Source organism: Mesorhizobium sp. Mes31, assembly GCF_024519675.1.
Classification (GTDB): Bacteria; Pseudomonadota; Alphaproteobacteria; order Rhizobiales; family Rhizobiaceae; genus Mesorhizobium.
Window position 1 is genome coordinate 23997 of record NZ_JALJRL010000025.1, and the last position, 23087, is coordinate 47083.

General features: G+C 64.6%; 21 protein-coding genes. 7 read left to right on the forward strand and 14 right to left on the reverse strand.

Annotated features, from left to right (window positions below; translation table 11 throughout):
- The first annotated feature begins 3 nt into the window (after positions 1-3).
- The gene (gene gshB, locus NR193_RS29305; protein WP_256754180.1) at positions 4-945 is read left to right on the forward strand and encodes a glutathione synthase; all 942 of its coding nucleotides are present in this window, start codon (positions 4-6) and stop codon (positions 943-945) included.
- A 183-nt stretch (positions 946-1128) separates the two neighbouring features.
- A complete protein-coding gene (locus tag NR193_RS29310; protein WP_256754181.1) occupies positions 1129-2661 on the forward strand; it encodes a YifB family Mg chelatase-like AAA ATPase in 1533 nt (510 codons plus the stop codon).
- Between the two features lie 59 nt (positions 2662-2720).
- On the opposite strand, the gene NR193_RS29315 is transcribed toward NR193_RS29310, so the two are convergent.
- The 8 genes from NR193_RS29315 to NR193_RS29350 form a co-directional block, all read right to left on the reverse strand.
- Positions 2721-4892 carry a malate synthase G gene (locus NR193_RS29315; protein ID WP_256754182.1) on the reverse strand — a complete coding sequence of 724 codons (2172 nt, stop codon included), beginning with the start codon at positions 4890-4892 and terminating at the stop codon, positions 2721-2723.
- A 275-nt stretch (positions 4893-5167) separates the two neighbouring features.
- On the reverse strand, positions 5168-7210 hold the full coding sequence (locus NR193_RS29320) for a hydantoinase/oxoprolinase family protein (RefSeq protein ID WP_256754183.1): 2043 nt from the start codon (positions 7208-7210) through the stop codon (positions 5168-5170).
- Positions 7211-7529: 319 nt separating this feature from the next.
- The gene (locus NR193_RS29325) at positions 7530-7832 is read right to left on the reverse strand and encodes a cupredoxin family copper-binding protein (RefSeq protein WP_091575798.1); all 303 of its coding nucleotides are present in this window, start codon (positions 7830-7832) and stop codon (positions 7530-7532) included.
- 57 nt (positions 7833-7889) lie between these two features.
- A complete protein-coding gene (locus tag NR193_RS29330) occupies positions 7890-8516 on the reverse strand; it encodes a CDGSH iron-sulfur domain-containing protein (protein ID WP_256754184.1) in 627 nt (208 codons plus the stop codon).
- 69 nt (positions 8517-8585) lie between these two features.
- Entirely contained in the window at positions 8586-8957 is a 372-nt protein-coding gene (locus NR193_RS29335; protein ID WP_256754185.1) for a hypothetical protein, read from the reverse strand.
- A 114-nt stretch (positions 8958-9071) separates the two neighbouring features.
- Entirely contained in the window at positions 9072-9428 is a 357-nt protein-coding gene (locus tag NR193_RS29340) for a hypothetical protein (protein WP_256754186.1), read from the reverse strand.
- Between the two features lie 48 nt (positions 9429-9476).
- A complete protein-coding gene (locus NR193_RS29345; RefSeq protein WP_256754187.1) occupies positions 9477-10964 on the reverse strand; it encodes an aspartate aminotransferase family protein in 1488 nt (495 codons plus the stop codon).
- A 13-nt stretch (positions 10965-10977) separates the two neighbouring features.
- Positions 10978-12066 (reverse strand): PLP-dependent cysteine synthase family protein, encoded by a 1089-nt coding sequence (locus NR193_RS29350; protein WP_256754188.1) that lies wholly within the window; start codon positions 12064-12066, stop codon positions 10978-10980.
- A gap of 211 nt (positions 12067-12277) precedes the next feature.
- On the opposite strand from NR193_RS29350, the gene NR193_RS29355 reads away from it, so the two are divergent.
- The 4 genes from NR193_RS29355 (at position 12278) to NR193_RS29370 (ending at position 15678) form a co-directional block, all read left to right on the forward strand.
- Entirely contained in the window at positions 12278-14329 is a 2052-nt protein-coding gene (locus NR193_RS29355; RefSeq protein ID WP_375162750.1) for a transcriptional regulator, read from the forward strand.
- A gap of 98 nt (positions 14330-14427) precedes the next feature.
- Positions 14428-14607: a hypothetical protein gene (locus NR193_RS29360; RefSeq protein WP_256754189.1), complete on the forward strand. Its 180-nt coding sequence runs from the start codon at positions 14428-14430 to the stop codon at positions 14605-14607.
- A 306-nt stretch (positions 14608-14913) separates the two neighbouring features.
- Complete coding sequence (locus NR193_RS29365; protein ID WP_256754190.1) at positions 14914-15396, forward strand: DUF2127 domain-containing protein; 483 nt, start codon at positions 14914-14916, stop codon at positions 15394-15396.
- A gap of 108 nt (positions 15397-15504) precedes the next feature.
- On the forward strand, positions 15505-15678 hold the full coding sequence (locus NR193_RS29370) for a hypothetical protein (protein WP_256754191.1): 174 nt from the start codon (positions 15505-15507) through the stop codon (positions 15676-15678).
- Positions 15679-15747: 69 nt separating this feature from the next.
- Here the strand turns inward: NR193_RS29370 and NR193_RS29375 are convergent, their stop codons facing one another.
- The 5 genes from NR193_RS29375 to NR193_RS29395 form a co-directional block, all read right to left on the reverse strand.
- The gene (locus tag NR193_RS29375) at positions 15748-16290 is read right to left on the reverse strand and encodes a cytochrome b (protein ID WP_256754192.1); all 543 of its coding nucleotides are present in this window, start codon (positions 16288-16290) and stop codon (positions 15748-15750) included.
- Between the two features lie 278 nt (positions 16291-16568).
- Positions 16569-16877, reverse strand: a complete 309-nt coding sequence (locus NR193_RS29380; RefSeq protein ID WP_256754193.1) for a UBP-type zinc finger domain-containing protein — start codon at positions 16875-16877, stop codon at positions 16569-16571.
- An 87-nt stretch (positions 16878-16964) separates the two neighbouring features.
- Complete coding sequence (locus tag NR193_RS29385) at positions 16965-18656, reverse strand: FAD-dependent oxidoreductase (protein WP_256754194.1); 1692 nt, start codon at positions 18654-18656, stop codon at positions 16965-16967.
- 256 nt (positions 18657-18912) lie between these two features.
- Positions 18913-20115, reverse strand: a complete 1203-nt coding sequence (locus NR193_RS29390) for a DUF1501 domain-containing protein (protein ID WP_256754195.1) — start codon at positions 20113-20115, stop codon at positions 18913-18915.
- Positions 20112-21473, reverse strand: coding sequence for a DUF1800 family protein (locus tag NR193_RS29395; protein ID WP_256754196.1), 1362 nt, complete (start codon positions 21471-21473; stop codon positions 20112-20114). The genes NR193_RS29390 and NR193_RS29395 overlap by 4 nt, the downstream gene beginning before the upstream one ends.
- 222 nt (positions 21474-21695) lie before the next feature.
- Here NR193_RS29395 and NR193_RS29400 point away from each other — a divergent pair, with 222 nt between their 5' ends.
- Positions 21696-21932, forward strand: coding sequence for a hypothetical protein (locus tag NR193_RS29400; protein WP_256754197.1), 237 nt, complete (start codon positions 21696-21698; stop codon positions 21930-21932).
- 218 nt (positions 21933-22150) lie between these two features.
- On the opposite strand, the gene NR193_RS29405 is transcribed toward NR193_RS29400, so the two are convergent.
- Positions 22151-22990 carry a restriction endonuclease gene (locus NR193_RS29405; protein ID WP_256754198.1) on the reverse strand — a complete coding sequence of 280 codons (840 nt, stop codon included), beginning with the start codon at positions 22988-22990 and terminating at the stop codon, positions 22151-22153.
- Positions 22991-23087: the final 97 nt, after the last annotated feature.

A 23087-nucleotide genomic window follows, 5' to 3' on the forward strand; every position in this document is an offset into this window, starting at 1 on the left:
GCCATGAAGCTGAAAATCGCCGTCCAGATGGACCATATCTCCACCGTGTCGATCGCCGGCGACACCTCGTTCGCGCTGTCGCTGGAGGCGCAGCGGCGCGGCCACCAGTTGTTCCACTACACGCCCGACCGGCTGTCGCTGCGCGACGGCAAGGTGTTTGCCCGCATTGAGGAAATGACTGTCCGCGACGAGAAGGGCAGCCACTATTCGCTGGGCGAGCAGGTGCGCACCGATCTGTCGGAAATGGACGTCGTCCTGCTGCGCCAGGATCCGCCCTTCGACATGAACTACATCACCACCACGCACATCCTCGAGCGCATCCATCCCGGGACGTTGGTGGTCAACGACCCGGCCTGGGTGCGCAACAGCCCGGAAAAGATCTTCGTCACCGAGTTTGCCGACCTGATGCCTGAGACGCTGATCACCAAGGACAGCCAGGAAGTCGCCGCCTTCCGCAAGGAGTTCGGCGACATCATCGTCAAGCCGCTCTACGGCAATGGCGGCGCCGGCATCTTCCATCTGCACGAGGCCGACCGCAACCTCGCCTCGCTGCTCGAGATGTTCGGCCAGATGTTCCGCGAACCCTATATCGTGCAGCGCTACCTGAAGGAGGTGCGCAAGGGCGACAAGCGCATCATCCTGATCGACGGCGAGCCGGTCGGTGCCATCAACCGGGTGCCGGCCGAGCATGACTCCCGCTCCAACATGCATGTCGGCGGCCGCGCCGAAAAGACCGAGCTGACGGAGCGCGAGCGCGAGATCTGTGCCCGCATCGGGCCCTCGCTGAAGGAGCGCGGCTTCATCCTCGTCGGCATCGATGTCATCGGCGACTACATGACCGAGATCAACGTGACGTCGCCGACCGGCGTGCGCGAGGTCAAGCGCTTCGGCGGCGCCGACATCGCCAGCCTGTTCTGGGACGCGATCGAGGACAAGCGGAAGTAGACCGTTTTCATTTTGTCTTAACCATGTTCCGCTTTTGCAACCGGTCTCAATCCGGCTGCAACCCACGCGATTATGCGTTCCCGTAATGTTCTTGCTTTGATTGGGAAACTGTGATTGTCTCCCCAAGGGCTATCAAGGCCCTGATCGCACGGGCTGGGGCAAGCCCATATCCAGGGTGGGAAAATGGTGGCGCGGGTTCGCACGGTCGCTTTCCAGGGTATCGAGGCCGTGCCGGTCGACGTGCAGGTGATGATCGCACCCGGCAAGGTCAACATGCATATTGTCGGCCTGGCCGACAAGGCGGTGGCCGAAAGCCGCGAGCGGGTGCAGGCGGCACTGCATGCCTCCGGCCTGTCGATGCCGTCCAAGAAGGTCACCGTCAATCTGGCGCCGGCCGACCTGCCGAAGGAGGGCAGCCACTACGATCTGCCGATCGCGCTTGGCCTGATGGCGGCGCTGGGCGCCATTCCGGGCGACATGCTGGCCGGCTATGTCGTGCTTGGCGAATTGTCGCTCGACGGTACGATTGCCGCCGTCGCCGGCGCCTTGCCGGCGGCGATCGGCGCCAACGCCGAGGGCAAGGGCCTGATCTGCCCGTTCGCCTGCGGGCCGGAAGCGGCCTGGGCGGGTGCCGATTTCGACATTCTGGCGCCGCGCAGCCTGATCGCCATCGCCAATCATTTTCGCGGCACGCAGGTGCTGTCGCGGCCGGAGGCCGGCATCCACGCCTCGGCGCGCGACCTGCCCGACCTTGCCGACATCAAGGGCCAGGAGACCGCCAAGCGGGCGCTGGAAGTGGCGGCGGCCGGCGGCCACAATCTCTTGATGGTCGGGCCGCCCGGCTCTGGAAAATCGATGCTGGCGCAGCGCCTGCCGTCGATCCTGCCGCCGCTGGCGCCGAAGGAATTGCTGGAAGTCTCGATGATCGCATCGGTGGCGGGAGAGCTCGGCGAGGGCAAGCTGACCGACCGGCGGCCGTTCCGCGCCCCGCACCATTCGGCCTCGATGGCGGCGATGGTCGGCGGCGGCTTGCGGGCACGGCCGGGCGAAGTCTCGCTCGCCCATCACGGCGTGCTGTTCCTCGACGAGTTCCCCGAATTCACGCCGCAGACGCTCGATGCGCTGCGCCAGCCGCTGGAGACCGGCGACTGCATGATCGCGCGCGCCAACCATCGCGTCACCTATCCGGCGCGCATCCAGCTGGTGGCGGCGATGAACCCATGCCGATGCGGCATGGCCGGCGAGCCGGGCTATCGCTGCCTGCGAGGCGAGCGCTGCCGCACCGACTACCAGGCGCGTATCTCAGGCCCGTTGCTCGACCGCATCGATCTCAGGATCGAGGTGCCGGCAGTCTCGGCCAGCGACCTGATCCGGCCCGACCGGGCGGAGAAGAGTGCCGATGTGGCGCTGCGCGTGGCACGCGCCCGCACCATCCAGCGCGAGCGTTTCGAACGGTTCGGCGTGACCAGCGCCACCACCAACGCGCATTGCGCGCCGGCTGTCATCGAAGACATCGCCATGCCCGACGCCGCCGGCCTGTCGCTGCTCAGGGACGCCAGCGAGAAACTCGCCTTCTCGGCGCGGGCCTATCACCGCGTGCTGAAAGTGGCGCGGACGCTCGCCGATCTCGACGCCAGCGAAACCGTCGGCCGCATCCATCTCGCCGAAGCGATCTCCTATCGCATGAGCTCGGAGCGGGTGGCGCAGGCGGCTTGATGTTCCCGCCTGTGGGGCGCACTGGCGGTCTCCCCCCGCTCTCACGCTTGAACTCCGGTTCAGGCCCCGTCCCGCGCCTTCAGCTCCAACCTCCGCGCGTGCAGCACCGGTTCGGTGTAGCCGTTGGGCTGGACGCGCCCCTTGAAGACCAGGTCGCAGGCGGCAAGGAAGGCGATCGACTGGTCGAAATCGGTGGCCATCGGCCGATAGAGCGGATCACCCTCGTTCTGGCGGTCGACGATCGCGGCCATGCGCTTCATCGTCGCCATCACCTGGTCGGCGCTGCAGACGCCGTGATGCAGCCAGTTGGCGATGTGCTGCGAGGAGATGCGTAGCGTGGCGCGGTCCTCCATCAGGCCGACATCGTTGATGTCTGGCACTTTCGAGCAGCCGACGCCCTGGTCGATCCAGCGCACGACATAGCCGAGAATGCCTTGCGCGTTGTTGTCGAGCTCCTTCTGGATGTCGGCCTCGCTCCAGTTCGGCCGCACCGCGACCGGCACCGACAGGATGTCGTCGAGCCTGGCCTTGGGCCGGTTCTTCAGCGCTGCCTGCACGGCGTGGACATCGACCCTGTGGTAGTGGGTGGCGTGCAGTGTCGCCGCCGTCGGCGACGGCACCCAGGCGGTGTTGGCGCCGGCCCTGGGATGGGCGATCTTCTGCTCCAGCATCGCCGCCATCAAATCGGGCATCGCCCACATGCCCTTGCCGATCTGGGCGTGGCCGGCCAGCCCGCATTCCAGCCCGGTGTCGACATTCCAGGCCTCGTAGGCGGAAATCCAGGCGGCCTGCTTCATGTCGCCCTTGCGGATCATCGGGCCGGCTTCCATCGAGGTGTGGATCTCGTCGCCGGTGCGGTCGAGGAAGCCGGTGTTGATGAACACCACGCGCTCGCGTGCCGCGCGGATCGCCTCCTTGAGGTTGATGGTGGTGCGCCGCTCCTCGTCCATGATACCCATCTTGATGGTATTCCGGGCCATGCCGAGCAGCGCTTCGACACGATCGAAGATCTCGACGGCGAAGGCGACTTCCTCCGGCCCGTGCATCTTGGGTTTCACGACATACATCGAGCCGGCGCGGGAATTGGCGCGGCGGCCATTGGACCCGACATCGTGCAGCGCGATCAGCGCCGTCATCGCCGCATCCATGATGCCTTCCGGGACCTCGTTGCCGTCGCGGTCTGTTATCGCCGGGTTGGTCATCAGGTGGCCGACATTCCTGACCAGCATCAGCGAGCGGCCGGGCACCGTCAGCGTGCCGCCGGCGGGCGCGGTGTAGGACCGGTCGGGGTTGAGCTTGCGGGTAAAGGTGCGGCCGCCTTTGCTGATCTCCTCGGCCAGGTCGCCCTTCATCAGGCCGAGCCAGTTGCGGTAGACGACGACCTTGTCCTGTGCATCCACCGCCGCGACCGAATCCTCGCAGTCCTGAATGGTGGTCAGCGCCGATTCCAGGATGACGTCGGCGATCCCGGCCGGATCGGTGCGGCCGATCTGGTTGTTGCGGTCGATCGATATCTCGATGTGCAACCCATTTTTCATGAGCAACACGGCGTCGGGGTTAGCGGCGTCGCCGCGATAGCCGACGAATTGTCTGGGGTCGGCCAATGTCGTGGAGCCCGCACCGGCGCTCAGCCGCAAGGCGCCATTGGCCACCGAAAGACCGTTGACGCCGGCCCATTTTCCCAAGGTGAGGGGTGCTGCCTCATCAAGAAGAGTCTTCGTCCAGGCCACGACCTTGGCGCCACGCGCCGGATTGAAGGCCTTGCCCTTTTCGGCGCCATCCGTCTCGGGAATGGCGTCCGTGCCATAGAGCGCGTCATAGAGCGAACCCCAGCGCGCATTGGCGGCGTTGAGGGCGTAGCGGGCATTCATCACCGGCACGACCAGCTGTGGCCCGGCGACCACGGCGATTTCCGGGTCGACATTGTCGGTGGTGACGCTGAAGGCCGGTCCCTCGGGAACAAGATAGCCGATCTCTTTCAGGAATGCCTTATAGGCCTCCATGTCGACGGGCGCGCCGTGCTCGCGATACCAGCCGTCGAGCTTCTCCTGCATGGCGTCGCGCTTTGCCAGCAGCGCCCGGTTTTTCGGCGCGAGGTCATGGACGATGACCGAGAAGCCGTTCCAGAACGCGTCCGCCGCGATGCCGGTGCCGGGCAACGCCTCGTCAGCCACAAAATCATGCAGCTCGCGGGCAATCCGCAATCCGGCGATCTCGATGCGATCGGTCATAAGGGCTTCTCCAGACGAAAGGCTTCGCGCGCCTTTGACATGTCAGGTTTGCAGGGTCAATTCGGCTTAAGGTGAAGGTGGCCATTTTGGGCAGTTGGCGAAGGCGAAAGCAACAGCGTCCTTCTCCCCGTTTACGGGGAGAAGATGGCGGCAGCCAGATGAGGGGCGGCGCGGCGTTTGTTGGATGCGCGGTACAGTGAAATCGCGTTGGCTGGCGCTGCCCCTCATCCGCCCTGCGGGCACCTTCTCCCCGTGAACGGGGAGAAGGAAGAGAGCTAAACCGCAATGCGCGGCCTTCCCGAGGCCACCGCCACGACATGCGCCTCGATGAACATGCGCTGGGCTTCGACGGTCGAGACGCGGAACTCGGTGGTGACGTCGATCTCGGCGCTGTCGGTGCCGGCATCCCTGGCCCGCTGGGCGACGATGGCGCGGACATCGGCCTCTGCCGCCGCGATCGCCGTGGCCTCGTCGAGGAAATCGCGCACGGTTTCACCCGAGGCAAGACGGAACAGCCCTTCCTTGGGCTGGCTGACCCGCGCCTCGGCCGACACCCGCACCTGACCGACGACGGCGCCGAGCGCATTGGCGACATCGGTATCTTCCGGCACCACGCAGTCATTGCCGACCAACGGTGGCAGGCCGGCATAATGCAGCGGCGCCGAGGCGCCAAGGCCGATGACCGGGCGGTCGAGCGCGACGCTGAGGCGGGCGATGCCGGGATGCGCGTCGACGGCGCGCTGCACCAGAGCGTGCGCCACCGTCGCCGCGCCATCGAGCCCGTCCTCGGCAAAGGCGGTTTCGAGGATGTATTCGGCCGACCAGCGCGTCAGCGTCACCAGCACGCGCTCCGAGATTGCTTCGGGCGAGGCGGCGATAGGCTGGCCACGGCCGTCCCGCTTGCGCGCGAACAGTTCGGCGCCGAGCCGAGCGGCGACCGGATCCCAGTTCGCCTGCTTGCCCAGCACATGAGCGGCGTCCGACGGCGTGAAGCCGGCGACATGCACCAGCCCGCGCGACACCAGCCGGTTGAGCGTCGCGTTCTGCGCGTTCGAAGTCAAAAGCCTGTCGATGGCGAGCGGCACGGCACCGATCGTCTCATAGAGCCTGGCCTCGGCGCCGGTCAGCCCGGCGGCGAGCCGGTCCGGCACGCCCGTGCGCACCGCGAAGCGGCCGTCCATGCGGCCCGGATTGGGTGCGCGCAGCTGCCGTTCGAGCTCCGTCGTGACGGCGGCGCCATGCGCCATGCCGGCCAGCGACAGCGGCACCAGGCGGCGCGGCCCAAGCAGGATCTTCGGGTTGAGCGCGCCGTCCTCCAGCGCCACTTCGGAATCGCCACCGAGGCCGTAGGTGCGCATGGCGACGGCCTCGACCATGGTGCGGAAGCCGCCGACCGTGGCGCCTTCCGGATCAAGCCGCGGGCGGCCGTTGTCGAGCACGGCGACGTCGGTGGTGGTGCCGCCGATGTCGGAGACAATGGCATTGTCGAGCCCGGTCATATGGTGGGCGCCGACCAGGCTGGCGGCCGGGCCGGAGAGGATCGTCTCGATCGGCCGCTGGCGGGCGAAGGCGGCCGAAACCAGCGCGCCATCGCCGCGCACCACCATCAGGGGCGCCATGATCCTGCGTGCTTCCAAGAAGCCTTCGGTCGCCGCCACCAGCCGGTCGATCATCGAGATCAGCCTGGCGTTGAGCAACGTCGTCAGCGCCCGGCGCGGACCGCCGAGCTTGGCCGACAGCTCGTGGCTGGCGGTGACCGGCAGGCCCGTCCTTTCGCGGATCAGGTCGCGGGCGGCAATCTCGTGCGCCGGGTTGCGGGTGGCGAAATAGGCGCAGACGGCAAAGCCGGACACCGAGGCGCCGAGTTCCGGCAAGGCGGCCTCCAGTCCGGATAGATCGAGCCTGGCGGCATTGCCGTGCACATCGTGGCCGCCGGGGCAGAACACCACCGGGTCGGTGCCGAGTGCGGCCTTCAGCCCGTCACGGGCGAGGTCGCCCTCGGAAAAACCGATCATCACCAGCGCGACGCGGCCACCCTGGCCCTCGACCAGCGCGTTGGTGGCAAGCGTCGTCGACATCGAGACCAGCTTGATGGCAGCCGGATCGGTGCCGGCCTTCCGCAGCACCGCGTCGACGGCGCCGGCAATGCCAACGGCGAGGTCATGCCGCGTGGTCAGCGCCTTGGCCTTGGCCAGCACCTTGCCCTTGTTCGGCCCCTGCTGCAGGCCTTCCGTCTCGGACCACAGCACGGCATCGGTGTAGGTGCCGCCGGTGTCGATCCCGAGGAACAGCGGCTTTGGCTTGGTCTTGGCGGTCATTCTTTTGGCGGATCCGGACGGGCGAGGCTTTTTGCTCCCCGCCCTTAACCCATACGGGCCGGCCGATAAAGCGGCGAGCGCTGGGCCAACACGCGATGGCCGTGACGAGGACCTGGTCTCCCGTGTTGGGGAAGATCAGCAGCTTTGGCCGCAACGACATAGCGCGCCGCGTTGAACCGGATTCACGTGACGGGCCTCAAGTCCTCCGTTTTCATGCATGCCGTTGCCCCAAAACCGCCGCGCACTCTTGGGTGACCATATCCCGCCGACGCTGGAGGTGTTCTCGGCATGGCGGAAGACAAGTCCGGCGAGGATGCCGCTATTTCGCGGTGACGGTGCCCTTCATCGAGCTGTGGATCGCACAATGGAACGGGTGCGCGCCGGCGGCCGATATCTTGACCTTGGCGCTCTTGCCGGTGGCGAGATGGCCGGTATCGAAGGAGCCGTCGAGCGCGGTGGCGGTGTGCGTCATCGCGTCGGCATTGGTGAAGGTGATGGTGTCGCCGACGGCGACCGAGATTTTGGACGGGTTGAATTTCATGCCCTTGATCTGGACCGCATGATTGGCGGCGTAGGCGGGCATGGCAAAGGCAAGCAGGGCAAGAACAAGCATGGTGCGCATGGTGATTTCCTCCTGAGCGCGAACCCTCATCCTACACTAACGCTGGCGAACGGCCTTTCATGCCACGAAGCCGATCTTTTTGTGCGTGCCGTCGCAAAACGGCTTGTTGGCCGAATGGCCGCAACGGCAGAGGAAGGTGCGTTGCGTGCGGTCGATCGTGTGACCGGTGCCGGTGACGATCTCGACATTGCCCTCGAGCTTGAGCGGGCCGTTGGTGGTCGGCGTCACCATCAGCGGGCCATTCCTCGCCTCCAGCGCCGGCGTGTCCTTGAGCGGCGGCTCGCCAGTGGCGGCAAAACCCGATTTGGTGTGGCTGCCGTCGCAGAACGGCTTGTTTTCCGAAGCACCGCAGCGGCAGAGCGTGGCGCGATAAAAGGTCTCGCCGTCGAGCACGATCTCGGCATGGACGGCCAGCGGGCCGTTTTCCCGCAGCCGCACGGTGTTGACCACCGGCGGCTGTTCCTGCGGCCTGCCGTCCTTTCTGACGTAGGTGATGGCGCCGGAAGGACAGCTTTCGGCGATCGCCACCACCTTCTCGACACTGGCTGCGTCGGGGTGGATCCACTGCCCCGGCGCGTTGGGTACGAAGACATGCGGATCGCCAAGCACGCAATTGCGTGAATGGATGCAGCGTTTGCCGGAAAATCCGACGTCGATCTTGTCGCTTTCGACCATGCCTGCCATTGCCGCGCTCCTGTTGGCCCCGCCAGGGCTTCCTGTCACGCCGGACCGGCTCCCGCAAGCTAGTCCGATTCACGGGGTCAATTCAATTTCCTCAGTCTCGCCGCCGTTGCAAGTGTAGCAGCAGTCGTCGCATTTTTCCTTGTTGCCGGGACCCACGCCCCAATAGGTCTCTTCGTCGCCATCGACCCAGGCGCCGTAGCAGATCGACTCGCCCTCGTTGCAGGAAACCGGTATCTGCTTGGTCTCGCCGTCGTCGAGATAGAAATCCTTGCCATCACCCGGCCAGACATAGTCACGGTCCTGGCTGTAGAGCTCGACGCGCATGGCATTGGGGTGGCTGTTCTTGATGGCGAAGGTGATATCGGCGGCATGCGCCGCCGGCGCAAACAGCGCGGCAAGAGAGAGCGCGACCACCGTGCGGCGCGCATAAGCGTAAAACATGACAGCCCCCTGAATAAGCGGCCCATCCGGCCGCGCGGCGACCATCGCATGCTGCATCGAATCGCGGAAGTGGGCCATGCGGGCTGACCCCCGACTTAATTTGGGTCCGACGCCTCACGGCACCAGGTCGATCGTCTCGGTGGTATGTTCCACGCAGATGAAGCAGCAGGTGTCGCAGGGCTGGTCATTGTCCGGCCCGACGCCGGCGGAGATGCTGTCGTCGCCGTCGACCCAGGCGCCATAGCAGATGTGCTCGCCCTGATTGCAGGACAGCGGCACCGATTTCTGCGAGCCCGGATCGATCAGGAACACCTGGTCGTTGCCCGGCCAGACCGTTTCGCGGTCATGGCTGAACAGCTCCACCGCGACCGCTTCCTTGCGCAGGTTCTTGACGAAGAAGGCCATGTCGGCGGCTTCGGCCGACGTGGTGAAGACCAGTGCCGCGAGCACGGCCATGCGAAAGAGTGTCACGATCGGACCTCCCGAATCATCCCGGCAGAATCGCATGCCTGCCGCGAACTAGGAAGACGTGGAGCCCTCCGCCGTGATTTCCCGTCCCAGCCGCACCGTTTCACGCACCAGAAGGTCGAGATCCTCTCGCCGGGTGCGATGGTTGTTGATCGCGACGCGCAGGCAGTGTTCGCCATGCACGGTGGTGTCCGACAGTGCGGCAATACCCTGTTCCTGCAGCCGCAGCATGATCTCGGTGTTGAGCGCCTTCATCGCCTCGCCGGCGAGGCCGGGCTGATAGCGGAAGCAGACGATGTTGATGGTGGGCGGCGCGACCAGTTGCAGCAGCGGCTCGGCCTCGATCAGCCCGGCGAGATAGGCCGCTTGCGCGATGTTCTGGTCTATCAGGCGGCCGAACTTGTCGACGCCATGCTCCTTCAGCGCCATCCACACCTTGAGCGCGCGAAAACCGCGCGTCGTCTGCAAACCGTAGTCGTGTAGCCATTCGCCGGAGGCGAGGCCACGCGGCATCGATTCCAGATATTCCGGCGTCACCGCGAAGGTCTTGCGATGCGCGACGGCATCCCTGACCAGGGCGCAGCCGACCTCGAACGGCGCATGCAGCCATTTGTGCGGGTCGAGCGCGACCGAATCGGCCCATTCGATGCCGGCAACGCGATGGGCATTCCGTGGCGCGATGGCGATCAGCGCGCCGATGCAGCCGTCGACATGGAACCAGAGGTCTTCCTCGTGTGCCAGTTTGGCAAGCGTCCGCAGGTCGTCGATCGCCCCGGTGTTCACCGTGCCGGCATTGCCGATGACACAGGCCGGCTTGAACCCGGCCGCGCGGTCCTCGGCAATCGCTGCCCGCAAGGCGGCTATGTCGATGCGCAGGCTGGCGTCGGTCGCAATGCGGCGCAGCGCCCTGTTGCCGAGGCCGAGCGCTTCCATTGCCTTGCGATGGCAGGAATGGATCTGGTCCGAGCCATAGAAGCGCAACGGCTTTTCGATGGCGGAGACGCCGTGTTCGCGCACGTCGATACCGGCCTTGGTGTTGCGGGCTACCGTCAGCCCGATGATGTTGGCCATCGAGCCGCCGCTGACCAGCGTGCCGCCGGCCGAAGCGGGAAAGCCCAGCATCTGCTTGCACCAGTTGACCACCTGGCCGTCCATCAGCCCGGCGGCGTGGTTGCCACCGCCGAGATTGGAGCCCTGGACCGCCGCCAGGAAATCGCCAAGCGCGCCGGTGAAGTTGCTCGACCCCATGTACCAGGCCCAGAAGCGCGGATGGATATTGCCCATCGGATAGGACATCACGGTCCGGGAGACCTCGCCATAGACGGTGGCAAGGGACGCCGGCGATCGCGGCAGCGGCGTCGCGAAGAACTCTCGCACATCCGCCGGCATCTCCCGCCAGACCGGGCGGTCGCGAACATCGCTCAGATAAGCGACGGCATCATCGATGACCCGGTGCGACAGGATCTGAACATCGGCCCAGTCGGAGGGGTCAAGCGTTTCCTCGGCCAGCATGCCAGAGGCTTCCTGCACGGCGTCCATGTCCTGTCTCCCGTCAAGCTGCCGGGAACTGGCAGCCCGGCGTCGAGCGTGACAGCGCCGTCTCGTCGGCGTCCATCTCAGCCTCGATGCCGTCGAACAGCGGCGTCGACATGTAGCGCTCGCCGGTGTCGGGCAGCATGCACAGGATCACCGCGCCGGCCGGCGCTTTCTCCGCGACCTGCCGCGCCACGGCGAAGGTGGCGCCGCCGGAGATGCCGGTGAAGATGCCTTCCTGGCGCGCCAGCGCCTTGGCCCATTTGATGCCTTCGGGCCCGGCAATCGGCATCACCTCGTCATAGAGGCTGGTGTCGATGGCTTCCTGCAGCACGTTGGGGATGAAGTCCGGCGTCCAGCCCTGGACAGGATGCGGTTCGAAGGCCGGATGGCTGGCGGCCGGGGCGCCGTCGGCACCGCGCTGCTGGGCCTTGCCGCTGCCGACAAGCTGCGCGTTGGCCGGCTCGGAGAGCACGATGCGGGTCTCCGGCCGCTCGCGGCGCAGCACGCGCGCCACGCCGACGACGGTGCCGCCGGTGCCGTAGCCGGTGACGAAGCAGTCGAGCCGCGACCCGGCGAAATCATTGATGATCTCGCGCGCCGTGGTCGCCTCGTGGATGGCGGCATTGGCCGCCGTCTCGAACTGGCGGGCGAGGAACCAGCCATTGGCCTCAGCCAGCTCCACCGCCTTCTTGTACATGCCGAAGCCTTTTTCGGCGCGCGGCGTCAGCACCACCTTGGCGCCCAGCATGCGCATCAGCTTGCGGCGCTCGACGGAAAAACTGTCGGCCATGGTGACGACCAGCGGATAGCCTTTCTGCGCGCAGACCATGGCCAGCCCGATGCCGGTGTTGCCGCTGGTCGCCTCGACCACGGTCTGGCCCGGCTTGAGCGCGCCGCTGCGCTCGCCCTCCTCGATGATGTTGAGCGCCAGCCGGTCCTTCACCGACGCCCCGGGATTGAAGAACTCGGCCTTCACATAGATCGTCGCATGCGCCGGCCCGAGATTGTTGATGCGGATCGCCGGCGTGTCGCCGACAGTGTCGAGAATGCTGTCGAACAGGCGGCCGCGGCCGGCCGTGGTCCTGATTTTCCGTTGCTGCAACATCTTTGATCTCCTCGATCTTCGTGGTTGTCATCACAGGCCGGTTACAAACCGGCGAGTTGGGCGGCGAGGTTTCGAGACCTTGCCGCGATAGCATTGACTTGCCGGCAATGGCGGCATCCGGCGCGGAAATTCGCCGCCGGATGCGCCTTGTCGCGTTCGGTGATACAGGAGAGGCCGACAGGCCAGCGTGGGAGCAGGCGTGGAAATTTACGTGGAATCCACCCGATCGAGACTGGACGGCGAAACGGCCGGCCTGTCGGTGCGCATGCTCGGTCCGCTGACGATCTCACGCAACGGCGTTCCGGTGGTCTTGCCCGCGTCACGCAAACTGCGCGCGCTCCTTGCCTATCTGGCGCTGGCGCCGCATCCGGTCGGTCGCGGCCGTTTGTGCGAGCTTCTATGGGACGTGCCCAACGACCCGCGTGGCGAGTTGCGCTGGTGCCTCAGCAAATTGCGCGGCGTGCTCGATGAGCCGGGCCGGCGCCGGGTCTCCACGCAAGGCGACACGGTGGCGCTTGATCTGAGCGATTGTCTCGTCGACGCGCTCGAGGTTACCAGCGCCGCCGCGCAAGGGCCCGACACGTTGGAGGTCGAGCGCTTGCGTGTGCTGGCCAGACTGTTCACCGGGGATTTCCTCGACGGGCTGGAGCTCGAGCGCAACCCGCATTTCAACAGCTGGCTGATCGCGCAGCGCCACCGCTTCGGTTCGTGCCACGCGGCGGTGCTGGAACAGCTTGCCGGCAGCCTGCCTCCGGGCGGCGACGAGGCGATCGGCCATCTGCAAAGGTGGGTGGAACTGGCGCCGTTCGACGGGCGTGCGCATGCGACGCTGCTGGCCGGACTGGCCGGGCGCGGCGAGATCGGCGCGGCCGAGCAGCATCTGGCGGCCGCGGCGCGGCTGTTCCAATCGGAAGAGCTCGATTTCGGAGCAGTCAACGCGGCCTGGCGGGCGATCCGCGACAGGCCGCCGGCTGCCTCGCCTCCGACGCCGCGGGCCCTGGTGCCCGTGGGACCACGCCTGGTGGCCACGCCCCTGGATGCTGGCCCGGTGGAGCCAAACCATGCTTCGCTGGCGGTGATGCCGTTTGTCGAGGAAATCAGCGACGGCACCGGCGGCGGGCTCGCCGACGGCCTCACCCACGACATCATCACCCGGCTTGCCAAGCTCAGGGATTTCTTCGTCATCGCGCGCGGATCGGTGTTTGCGCTGGCCGAGAAGAACATCGCCCCCGAGGATGCCGGCCGCAGGCTGAATGTCGACTATGTCGCCACGGGTACGGTGCGCAGCCCGACCGGGGGCACGGTGCGTGGCCCTACCGGCCGGCTCATTGTCAGTGTCGAACTCATCGAGGTGCGCACGGCCAGGATCGTCTGGGCCGAGACGTTCGAGCGCCGGCCCGACGACATCTTCGCCGTACTCGACGATATCTGCGACAGCATCGTCTCATCGATCTCGGCCGAGATCGAAACGGTCGAACGCAACCGCGCGATGCTGAAGGCGCCCAACTCGCTCAACGCCTGGGAAGCTTATCATCGCGGCCTCTGGCACATGTACCGCTTCACCCAGACCGAGAACGAGCAGGCGCGGCATTTCTTCGACATGGCCCTGCGGCTCGACCCGACCTTCGCCCGCGCCTATGCCGGCCTGTCCTTCACCCACTGGCAGAACGCCTTCCAGCGCTGGGGCGACCGCGACCGGGAAAGCGCGCTCGCCTTCGAGAGCGCCGGCCACAGCCTGCTGCTCGACGACCACAATCCGGCCGCGCACTGGGCGATGGGCCGGGCGCTGTGGCTGCGTGGCGAGCAGGACGGCTCGCTGCTCGAACTGGAACGGGCGGTGGATCTCAGCCCCAACTTCGCGCTTGGCCACTATGCGCTGTCCTTCGTGCACTCGCAGTCGGGCGACCCGCAAGCGGCGATCGGCTCATCCGACCATTCGCGCCATCTCAGCCCCTTCGACCCGCTGCTGTTCGGCATGCTGGGGGCGCGGGCCATGGCGCATGTCCGGCTCGGCCAGTTCGAGGAGGCGGCCGAATGGGCGCTGAAGGCGGCGGCGCGGCCAAACGCGCACACCATCATCCTGGCGATCGCCGCGCATTGCCTGGCGCTGGCGGGCCGGCTCGACGAGGCCCGAGGCTTTGCCGCCGCCATCCGCAAGACATTGCCGCACTACTCGAGCGACGATTTCATCGACACTTTCCGCTTCGAGCCCGATGCCGCGGCACGCTTCCGGCAAGGCGCCAGGCGCATTGGGCTGGGCTGACGCCGGGCGCAACTTTCCGCCGGTTAACAAAGTCGGAAGGAGTTGCTTAACCGTTCGCGGCTATGTCACGCGCCGGGGGGCATGACAAAGTGAGTATGATGAGCAACAGCCCCGAGAAGCGCAGCGAATGGCGCGCCATTTTCTATGTGCAAGCCCGCGTTGCCATCCTGTTCGTGCCGGTCGTTGCCAGCCTGCTGATCATAGCGGCACTTGCCGGCAACGAACGCAAATCCGTTCCCAATGCGCTCGATCCGACCGTCACCGGGTCGGTGCGGTAAACGGCGCGACAGCCGGTAGCGAACGCCTGTCCGGAAGCTTCGAACCGCGCCGGCCTAAAGAATCTTGCTCACCAGTTTGTCCAGCCGGGAGTTCTCCCGGTACGCCAGCCGCGCCTTGATGGCACCCGGACGCCAGTGATGACCCCACCGACACCGTCGGTCAGGGAGTGTGTCGAACGCCGATTTGTGAGATGCCGACCATTGCCTTATCAAGAAAAGGGCTGATACCGGCCGCGGCGTTTATCCAGTGCGTAAGACTGCATTCATTTGGCGTCGGTTTCCGCGATTGGTCGTGAGGTTGGATCTTTGAAGCCCGTCGATGAACACCGCATCCATCAGATTTTTGAAGTCGGCGTGTGGCTCAAGGGCGCGCATGCCCTGATCGAATGCATCGGTGGGATACTGCTCTATGTCATCTCCACCGACACCATTGCCGCCTGGGTAAGGGCACTCACCCAAGAGGAATTGATCGAAGATCCGAACGATTTCATAGCGGGCCATCTGTTGCAGATGGCAAGCCATTTTTCGATCGCCAGCAAGGAGTTCTACGCCTTCTACCTGCTCAGCCACGGCCTGATAAAACTGGCCCTGGTTGTCGGCCTGCTGAGAGGCAAGCTCTGGTCGTATCCGGCATCGCTCGCGGCATTGGGCTTGTTCATGGTCTATCAAATCTACCGCTACTCCTACACCCATTCGTTTGGCCTGCTCGTCCTGACCGTCTTCGATGCGGCCGTGATGGTGCTGATCTGGCAGGAGTGGAAGATCGTGCGACGGCACAAGCCCGCATGACAGTTAAACTGCGGGCTGCAAGACGCCTGGTCGCAAGGAGCGCCCCGTTACCGGGGAACCCCACGCACCGTTGGACATTGTGTTCCAGGACAGTAACTGGAGGACATGATGACGAGAGCGCTCGACGTGAATGACAACACCGCGCAAAATCCCAAGCGCCCGCCGCAAACGCAGACCGGCGACACGCTCAAGAAGAAGACGGTCCGAGGCAAAGCCCTGCAGGTGAACGACAACAGCGTGGAGAACCAGGAAGCCGCCCCGCCGCCCGTACGGCGAGACTGATCGAGGGGCTGGCTATCCGGAGCCCTGTCTTCACGCCATCTCGGACGGAAACCGTTTCCTGGTATTGCTTCAGGAGGCCGTGGCTTCCGGCAGCATTCGCTTGAGCACGTCGTCCCTGCGGATGAAATGATGCCAGAGGGCAGCCGCCGCGTGCACTCCGGCAAGGATGAGGATCAGATTGGCGCAGAGGCTGTGCAGCTCCTTGATGAATCGGGCCGTATCGCGGTCGGGAGTAACCGGAGCCGGGATGGTGAAAAGGCCAAAGAAGCTCAAGGCGTCGCCCCTGTACCACGTCAGCAGGATGCCAAGAACGGGAATGGCCACGAGCAGCCCATAAAGCAGCAGATGCGCGATCTTTGCCGCCCATCGTTCAAGCTCTGACATTTCCGTCGGCAGTCCAGGCGTTCCCAGCACCAGCCGCAGGCCGACGCGGATAACGACCAGCGCGAACAGCAGCAGCCCAAACGAAATATGAAGCCACCAGACGAGCGCACGACCGGGGTCGCCGCGCGGGAAAAGCTCCTCCATATAGGTCAAGCCATAAAGACCGATGACCAGCAGAAACACCGCCCAGTGAATGGCCTTCTGCGCGCTTGTGTAGGTGGGGTTCATGCGAGCCTTCCAGTTTTGAACATTTCCAAACTAGCCGCGATCATGTCAAAGCTTTGTCGTGGCGACGGCCCCTTTTGGCCGCACTCAATGACACAGGTACGATTCCGCTGAAGAAAGCGTCCCAGGATCGGGCTCGGTGATCGTGATTTGCCGGACACTGGAACAGGAAACCTGTCAGTTCGCTGACAATCGGCCACCGACACCGATGCGTCAGACAGGAAAAGCCCGGACGAACCGGGCTTTCTTCGGAGCTCCGTGCGCGATCAGGCTGGCGCTGCTCAATAGAAGCGTGGGATCGGGCCGTTCTGCGGCGTGGTGCGGTCGCCGAGGTCGAGAAAGACTTCGTCGACATAGCACCATCCCCAGCCTTCCGGCGGATCATAACCTTCGATGATCGGGTGGCGGGTGGCGTGGAAATGCTTGGTGGCGTGACGGTTGGGCGAGTCGTCGCAGCAGCCGACATGGCCGCAGGTTCGACAGAGCCGCAGATGCACCCATTCCGAACCGCTCTTCAGGCATTCCTCGCAGCCGAGCGCGCTCGGCGTCACGTCCTTGATCCCGGCTGCATGTCTGCATTGATCCGCCATCACACTCTCCCGATCCGTTCAGGCTCAACTATCCCTTTTGCGCAATTCCCAAGGGGAAAGCGCCGTGCGCTTTTCCCGGGAAAACCGTTACACACTTTTCCTGGAATTGCTCTGCGTGGCGTGGCTGCCGTCTTGCGCAAGATATGCATGCAATGCCGCGACCACCTGGGCACCCTCGCCGACAGCCGCCGCGACGCGTTTGACCGAACCGGAGCGGACGTTGCCGATGGCAAACACCCCGCTGCGGCTCGTCTCCATCACGCCATGCGCCGATCCCAGGTCCGATCCGGTGCGCACGAAACCCCTGGCGTCCAGCGCCACATTGCAGTTCGCCAGCCAGTCCGTATTCGGGTCGGCGCCGATGAACAGGAAGAGATGGCGGATCGGGCGCGTCGTTTGCACGCCGCTCGCGCGGTTGCGCCACCGTACGGTGGCAAGATTGCCCTCATTGCCTTCCAGCGCCTCGATCTCGGTCCCGGTCAGGATCTCGATGTTCGGCTGCGCCTTGATGCGCTCCACCAGATAGCGCGACATGCTTGCCTCGAGGCTGCCGCCGCGCGCCAGCAGCGCCACCTTGCGCACGTGGCTGGCCAGATAGACAGCCGCCTGCCCGGCCGAATTGCCGGCGCCGACCAATGCCACTTCCTGGCCGCCGCAAAGCCGTGCTTCGATCGGCGACGCCCAATAGTGAACGGATGTTCCCTCGAACTGCGCCAGGTTGGCGACATCGAGCCGGCGATAGCGCGCACCACTGGCGATCACCACGCTACGCGTCCGCACGCTCTCGCCGTCGCCGACATCGAGCAGATAGCGGGCGCCGTCGGCCTCGGCGCTCAGCAGCTTCGCCTCGTCCGGTATCACCATTTCGACGCCGAACTTCTGCGCCTGGTTGTAGGCGCGCGCCATCAGCGCCATTCCCGAAATACCGGTCGGGAAGCCGAGATAGTTCTCGATGCGCGAGGAGGCGCCCGCCTGCCCGCCAAAGGCCCGGCAATCGAGCACGATCGTCGACAGCCCTTCGGAAGCCGCGTAGACGGCGGCCGCCAGCCCCGCTGGCCCGGCGCCGACGATGGCGACGTCGTACAGCCTTGAAGCATCGATCGGCCGCAGCAGGCCGATGCAACGGGCGAGATCCTTCTCGCCGGGATTGAGCAACAGCCTGCCGTTCGGACACAGAACGATCGGCAGGTGATGAGGATCGACGTCGAAACGCTCGACCAGGGTTTTCGCACAGGGATCGGTATCGGAATCAAGCACGCGGTGCGGTTGACCGCTGCGGGCCAGGAACCCCTGCAGCCGCAACACGTCGCCATTGTCGACGGGGCCGATGATGATCGGCCCGCTGGCGGCGCTTTCGAGCAACCCGACACGGCGCAGGATCAGCGCCCGCATGATGCGCTCGCCGAGATTGGCCTCCTGCACCATCAGGTCGCGCAGTCTGCGCGAGGGGATGACGAACGCCTCCACCGGCTCGGCGGCCCGCGCATTCACCAGCGAGGGGCGGGCCGAAAGCTGGGCCAGTTCGCCGACGAAGCTGCCCGGACCGTGGGTGACGATCGTTTCACGCCGGCCGAGCCCGCCATCCTGGGTGATGTCCACCCTGCCCGACAGGACGACGATCAGGCCGGGCGACACATCGCCGGCGGTGACGATGTGTTGGCCGGCGGCGTAGGCGCTGGCCTCGCCGAACCGGCGCATACGATCAATGTCGGCCTCAGCCAGCGTGGGGAAGGCCTGATCGCGACGGGCACCGAAGATGGCGGTGGCGGATTGAGACATGGTTTCGAACCTAGCGAACCAGTCGCGCGGTTTGAAGTGGTTTGTTCAGCGCCTAGCCTGGAGGGGAGGCCGGCGGCTCATCCGGAAGACCCGGTTCACGCGAGCAATCGCCTGCATCAGCCCAATGGCCCTTCATAGTCCTTCACACACTTTGCCAGAAGATCGCGGCGCGCTTTGGTCTCGATGTTCGGTTGCCAACCCTGAGGATCGGCCGCCGACCCCTCACAACCTCGATCATGCGCGGGCGATGAGCGCGCTACCCGACCAGCCCGTTCAAAGGCCTGACGGCGATGCTGGACGGGAATACACGCTGCGACAGGGCGAGTTCCGAGATACCGAGATGGTCGCGCAAGAGGCCCTTCAGCACCGCCCGAAGATCGGTGGTCGGCATAAGGTCTCGGCCTTGATGTAGTTGGGAGTTTCCAAGTCCCGGCCAGTCCGCCACCACCCGTCCGCCCTTGACGGCGCCACCCATCAGGAAGGCCGTCGTGGCGGTACCGTGGTCGGTCCCCTCATTGCCGTTTATCCGCGCCGTGCGACCGAACTCGGTGATGGCGACGATCACGGTATCGTGCCAGACGGACTTCAGGCCGCTGGCCAAACCGTCCAAAGCGTCATCCAAGGCCGCCAACAGCCTTGCCAGCTTTCCGTGTTCGGCGCCCTCGTTCGCGTGCGTGTCCCAGCCGTCAAAGCTGAGTGCGGCAATTCGCGGGCCAGACTCGGCCGCGAGCAGTTTCGCGGCGCCCTCCGCCGCCTCGCGGAAGGAAGGCCCTGCCGTCTTTGTACGCGGCACGGGAACGTCGCCATGACCTGACAGACTGTCGATTTCGCGGCCTTCGACGAAGGCACGCAAGAGCGCCGGATCGATTTCGCCATAAAGCTCCATAAGACGACTTTGCGTGTCCGGAGAGGCTGACTGGAAATTTGGCGGTGTCCACGTCAATGTGGGCGCGGCACCACGAAAAATCAGCGGAACGGTGGGGCTGATGGCCAGCCCGACCGGCCGAGCGACCTCGATCTGATCGCCAACGGGAAGTTCCAGCACCGCACGATTGAGCCAGCCGGATACCGTATCTCTTGGCCCAGGCATGCCGCTTTCCAGGACATCCTGGCCGTCGAAATGGGAACGATCCCTGTAGGGCGTGGCCGCGGCATGGACGATCAGGGTGTCGCCGGCCACGTAGTGTGCGTGCAATGTCCGCATCGCATCATGCAAGCCGAAAAACCCATCCAGCGACAGGATACGCCCGATGCCGGCCACGCCAATTGCAAGCTCGCCCCGCAACCGCGCGTAATTCGGGTCCCCGATGGGTGGCACAACGGCCAGACCGTCCAAAGCTCCGCGCAGGATCACGACTACCATTCGTGGATCGCGCGGCGCAGCGTAGACCGTGCGTGGCGTTTTCGACCAGGCAACGAAACTGCCGCTCGAGACATATGTTGGCGGCATCCCCGTCATCTCCGCTGGAACTCCGGACTCATGAGCAACAAAGCCAGCGCCTGGGATCTCGTTTGGGCACGGGCAACGTGCTCCCGCGTACTTGCGGAACAATCCTTGCCCAACACCGCATCGGTGAGAGCCAGCGGATCCAGGTCAATACGGGCCCGCGCCGCCAGCTCTTCGGCGAAATCGAGGCGATCGGTCATCGCATTGCCAGCCAGCCAGCTATCGGCGTGATCGGGAAAACCATTGGGGGCGTGTGGATTCCACAATGGCTGACCCAGGGCGCTCAACACGCGCGCGACCTGTGCGACATCGATGCCGAGACCCAGAGCCCTGAGAGCCGACCACAGGAATTCACCCGGGCTCTTGATCTTCACCACCGGCCCCCACGCCTTGTCGTGGAGAAGCAGCGTACGAACACACGCTTTGAGGTCCCCGCCGCTCTCCAGGAAGACTGCCGTGATCTCTTCGGCAATCTCGGGCGCGGGTTGATCGTCGACGAAGTGACGGACGAGCTTCCAAGCGATCCGCCTTGCTGTTGCTTCATGGGCCGCAAGAGTGGACAGAACCGCTTCGCCCTGATCCACGCCGGTTTGCGGATAGTCGACATCCATGACCCGCTGGCCGCCAGGCTCATGTGCGTCCGCGACGAACCAAAAGCATCCATAGTCATCGGCAAGCTCATCGTCCGCGCTTGCGCCCCTGTAGCTCCAGCCGGTCAACACTTTCGACAGCGCGGTGACATCCGCTTGCGAATAGCCGGCCTCGACCCCTACCGTGTGCAATTCGAGAAGCTCGCGCGCGTGGTTTTCATTGCTCCCGCGTCCGGACTGGCGCCCGATCACCGAATTCGGTCCGACCGAAATCGCGCTGTTGAAATAGGAAAGCATTGCCGGGTGCCGGGTTACGGCGACAAGCATGTCTTCGAACCGCCCGAGTACGAAAGGGCGGATGGCTTCCCGTTCGAATGCCGCAGCGGTGCGCCGGACAGTGCCATTGGCGCCGGTCTCGACCACGAAATGGTTCATCCAGAATGTCACCAGCCGCTCGACGAGCCCTGTCCTGACGATCAGGGCGCGGTCTATCCGGGCCTGCACTTCCGCTTCGAACACCCGGCGATCGATCGGCACGAAAAAGGAAAGGCGTCGGATCGCCGCCGCGAGATAGCCACGCGGAAGCCGATCCTGGCGATGTCGCTCGGTGATGATCGCGGCCGCGGACAGGAGATCTCCGCCACTCAGGAGGGCAATGCCAGGTTCATCCAGCTCATCCAGAAGGACGCTGCGCGGATCGTCACCCAATAGAGACAGATCACCCGATCGCGGCCCGAGACCGAAGCGATGAAACCCAATCGATGCGGATGCGAAAACCAATCTTTCCCACCCCCGCTGCGGAAGCAATATTGGATGGAGGCAATATTGAATGTATTTTGCAATATACATTGCAAACCAGTATAAAAAAGTAGCCCGTAGAGGTATGCAATTATGCAATAGAGGTACCTGGGCGGTATGTTGATCCAGGCTGATTGTCCTTTCGGGGCCGGATGGATCGCCGCTCAGGCGGCTGCCGGGCAGACAAGTCGACGACCTGCGCACATGAAGCCGCCGCCATCACTTGCCTTCCGGGCAGTGTCGTCCCTTTCAACGCCGCGCTTTTGTGTGCCGGAAAGGGGCTTTGTTGGTGTCTCGTACTGGCTTGCCACCGCGAATGCGGTGGCAATACCAACAGAGATATCCAACAAAAGCGGCGGCTACCAACACACGGCTTCGGACGCCACCGAGCACAGGCAACAAAAAAGCCCGGGAAACCCGGGCTTTCTGTTCGTCATCTGAACTGCTTCGGACTGTCCGAAACGGGAATTTGGTGCCCAGAAGAGGCATGACAGAGCAGTATCGAACCGCCTGTCTATCCGCTGCAAAGCCTTATGTTCCAAGGTGTCGGGGCGTCTAGCCGTCTCCAGAGGTCCGGGTTATGGTGGACCTCTAAGGTGGCCTATCGGTGGACCTCGGTCAAGCTGCCTCGTGATGAACGATAGCCGCTACAACCCGGTTCACACCTTACTGAACCAACTTGGGTCTACCAAAACCTTCTCAACCATCTCTGTCGAGACCCCGAGCTTTAGTTGTTTCAGGAGATCGCATAGCTGTTCGCCATCAATCAGCTCGATCGCGGGCGCTCCGTCGCGCGTGGCCTCCTTCTTCGCCTCGGCAGTAAAGGTCCCCGTCGTGATCAGCAGTCCCTTGTCGCTACGCCCGACCATCGCGCCACGGAAATCACGGATCGTGCTGGGTCCGACCGAACCGCTGTACCGCTTGCATTGGAACAGGACTTGGAACGAAAGGAGGTTCAGTCTCAGAACTCCGATGCCATCGATGCCGCCGTCCCCTGCGCGGCCTGTTACCTCGACCTTTATGAAGCCAGCCTCGCGCAAAAGCCGCTGAGACAATCGTTCAAAGGCGTCCGGCTGGATCCTCTTCAGACAGTCTAGCAATTGGTCTTTCCAGTTAATTTCGAGCGCGTCAGCTGGGGGTTCCTCGCTGCTCACAGGTGCAGCTTTCCTTGCGTCGGCGTCTAACTTCCTGACCAGCGAAGGAACCTGAGCTACTTCAGCTTGCGTGACCTTCTCTCCGGCGTCGGTTAGAGCCCATACCCCACGCACGCTGTTGTCCACGTACCCTGCCTTCTTGAGGTAAGTCTTCGACCAGTGAAGGTTGTAACTGACTTTAGATTGTCGCCCGTCTGTGTGGGGAACGTTTTGGACCTCAGGAGGGAGCTGCATTACCTCGGTTACTTTTGTAAGCAGCTCATCGTTTGTCGCTGACCCGCCAAGCTCTTTGAGCGCGACGATCGTGGGCCACAACATCTGGCTATAAGCCGGCACCAATACCATTTGATCCTCCCCCTCCAGTCATCGTGTACACGGCGGCACCGGAGGCAAGCAAGCCCCGCAACCTAATCGCCGGGTACTGGCCCCGAAAGCCTACCCC

Excerpts from the sequence above, each read along its gene's own strand:
- NR193_RS29345 (WP_256754187.1), bottom strand. The coding sequence starts at position 10,964 with ATGGACGCCGTGCAGGAAGCCTCTGGCATGCTGGCCGAGGAAACGCTT.
- NR193_RS29315 (WP_256754182.1), bottom strand. The coding sequence starts at position 4,892 with ATGACCGATCGCATCGAGATCGCCGGATTGCGGATTGCCCGCGAGCTG.
- NR193_RS29335 (WP_256754185.1), bottom strand. The coding sequence starts at position 8,957 with ATGTTTTACGCTTATGCGCGCCGCACGGTGGTCGCGCTCTCTCTTGCC.
- NR193_RS29405 (WP_256754198.1), bottom strand. The coding sequence starts at position 22,990 with ATGGTATTGGTGCCGGCTTATAGCCAGATGTTGTGGCCCACGATCGTC.
- NR193_RS29325 (WP_091575798.1), bottom strand. The coding sequence starts at position 7,832 with ATGCGCACCATGCTTGTTCTTGCCCTGCTTGCCTTTGCCATGCCCGCC.
- NR193_RS29390 (WP_256754195.1), bottom strand. The coding sequence starts at position 20,115 with ATGACGGGGATGCCGCCAACATATGTCTCGAGCGGCAGTTTCGTTGCC.
- NR193_RS29350 (WP_256754188.1), bottom strand. The coding sequence starts at position 12,066 with ATGTTGCAGCAACGGAAAATCAGGACCACGGCCGGCCGCGGCCGCCTG.
- NR193_RS29330 (WP_256754184.1), bottom strand. The coding sequence starts at position 8,516 with ATGGCAGGCATGGTCGAAAGCGACAAGATCGACGTCGGATTTTCCGGC.
- NR193_RS29380 (WP_256754193.1), bottom strand. The coding sequence starts at position 16,877 with ATGGCGGATCAATGCAGACATGCAGCCGGGATCAAGGACGTGACGCCG.
- NR193_RS29310 (WP_256754181.1), top strand. The coding sequence starts at position 1,129 with ATGGTGGCGCGGGTTCGCACGGTCGCTTTCCAGGGTATCGAGGCCGTG.
- gshB (WP_256754180.1), top strand. The coding sequence starts at position 4 with ATGAAGCTGAAAATCGCCGTCCAGATGGACCATATCTCCACCGTGTCG.
- NR193_RS29400 (WP_256754197.1), top strand. The coding sequence starts at position 21,696 with ATGAAGCCGCCGCCATCACTTGCCTTCCGGGCAGTGTCGTCCCTTTCA.
- NR193_RS29375 (WP_256754192.1), bottom strand. The coding sequence starts at position 16,290 with ATGAACCCCACCTACACAAGCGCGCAGAAGGCCATTCACTGGGCGGTG.
- NR193_RS29370 (WP_256754191.1), top strand. The coding sequence starts at position 15,505 with ATGACGAGAGCGCTCGACGTGAATGACAACACCGCGCAAAATCCCAAG.
- NR193_RS29360 (WP_256754189.1), top strand. The coding sequence starts at position 14,428 with ATGAGCAACAGCCCCGAGAAGCGCAGCGAATGGCGCGCCATTTTCTAT.
- NR193_RS29320 (WP_256754183.1), bottom strand. The coding sequence starts at position 7,210 with ATGACCGCCAAGACCAAGCCAAAGCCGCTGTTCCTCGGGATCGACACC.
- NR193_RS29385 (WP_256754194.1), bottom strand. The coding sequence starts at position 18,656 with ATGTCTCAATCCGCCACCGCCATCTTCGGTGCCCGTCGCGATCAGGCC.